General features: G+C 65.2%; 2 protein-coding genes. Both read left to right on the top strand.

All coding sequences use genetic code 11. The features are described from left to right. Positions 1–206: 206 nt before the first annotated feature. Positions 207–422: a TOBE domain-containing protein gene (locus VIR09_RS19920; RefSeq protein ID WP_006227327.1), complete on the top strand. Its 216-nt coding sequence runs from the start codon at positions 207–209 to the stop codon at positions 420–422. Between the two features lie 123 nt (positions 423–545). Beyond that, positions 546–1,507: DUF3300 domain-containing protein (locus VIR09_RS19915; protein ID WP_332014427.1), on the top strand; the 962-nt coding region annotated here is incomplete at its 3' end.

The following is a 1,507-nucleotide window of genomic DNA, read 5'->3' as shown; positions in this document are numbered from 1 at the left end:
ATCCACGCGTGCGGGGCTCGGCCGCATTCGCCGCGCTGGAGGCCCGCGTGCTGCGCGCCGCGCTGCGGCAGCAGGACACGCCAGACGCCGATCGGCCCCTGGCGCCCGTCATCCAGATCCGGCATCTGCGGCTGGCGGTCTGAGGCCGCGCCCCGTGATTCACGCACGGGCGGCATGGCGCCGCCCAATACACCAGGAGCAAGACCATGAGCATTCAATCCATCAACGCCCGCAACCAGTTCCGCGGCAAGATCAAGGAAATCATCCTGGGCCCGGTGGTGTCCGAAGTGGACGTGGACACGCCGGCCGGCATCGTGACCTCGGTAATCACGACCCGTTCGGTCAAGGAGCTGGACTTGCAGGTCGGCACCGAGGTGCTGGCCTTCGTCAAGGCGACCGAGGTTTCCGTCGCCAAGTTGTGAACCGAAACAGATCCGCGCCGGCGCTTCCCCTGCGCCGGCGTTAGGCATATATTGTCTGCGCGATATCCGGCAGTTTCCTCCTGGCTTGTGGCTTCATGCTTTGCGATTCACGGAGAACGGAAAATGCGTCGACTGCAACAGTGGTTCATCGGCTGGTTATGCCTGGGGTTGGTTGCCTGCTTCCCCGCCACGGCGCAGACCAAGCTGGACAACGCGCAACTGGATCAACTGATGGCGCCCGTGGCGCTGTATCCGGATTCGCTGCTCTCGCAAATCCTCATGGGGGCGACCTACCCCGACGATGTCGCGGCGGCCGCCAAGTGGTCGGCCGCGCATACCTCGGAATCCGGCGACCAGGCGGTCAAGGCGGTCGAGGGCGAGACCTGGGATCCCAGCGTCAAATCCCTGGTGGCGTTTCCCTCGGTCATGGACATGATGGGCCGCCAGCCGGACTGGGTGAAATCCGTGGGCGACGCCTTCCTGGCGCAGCCCGACGCCGTCATGGACTCGGTCCAGCGGCTGCGCGTCCAGGCGCAGAAGGCTGGCAATCTGAAGAGCACGCCACAGCAGAAGGTCACCTCCAGCACCACCAACGACAAGACGGTGGTGGTCATCCAGCCGGCCGATCCGCAGGTGGTGTACGTGCCCAGCTACAACCCGACGGTGGTCTACGGCGCCTGGGCCTATCCTTCCTATCCCCCTTACTACTATCCGCCGCCTCCGGGCTCGGTATTCGCCACTTCGCTGGTGGCCGGCATAGGCTTCGGCCTGGGCGTGGCCGCGGTCAATTCCATGTGGGGCGGGTTCGATTGGGGACATAACGACGTCGATATAGACGTCAACCGCTACAACAACATCAACGTCAACCAGCGTATCGATCGGACCAACATCAGTAACAACAAGACCAACTGGCAGCACAACCCCGCCAACCGCGGCAATACGCCTTATGCGGACCAGGCCAGCCGCCAGCGTTTCGACAGTCAGCGCCAGGCCGGCGTGCAGAACCGGGCGCAGGGCCAGGGTGGTCGCACGCCGGGCGCGGCGCCGGCTCCGAACTCCCGCGATGCCGCCCGTGACCGCGCGGC

Origin of the sequence: Achromobacter sp. (assembly GCF_036567245.1) — a bacterium.
Classification (GTDB): Bacteria; Pseudomonadota; Gammaproteobacteria; order Burkholderiales; family Burkholderiaceae_B; genus Achromobacter.
This window is presented reverse-complemented; position numbering and strand designations above follow the sequence as displayed.

What these genes read in the sequence shown, in the direction of transcription:
- VIR09_RS19920 (WP_006227327.1), top strand. Translation starts at nt 207, where the DNA reads ATGAGCATTCAATCCATCAACGCCCGCAACCAGTTCCGCGGCAAGATC.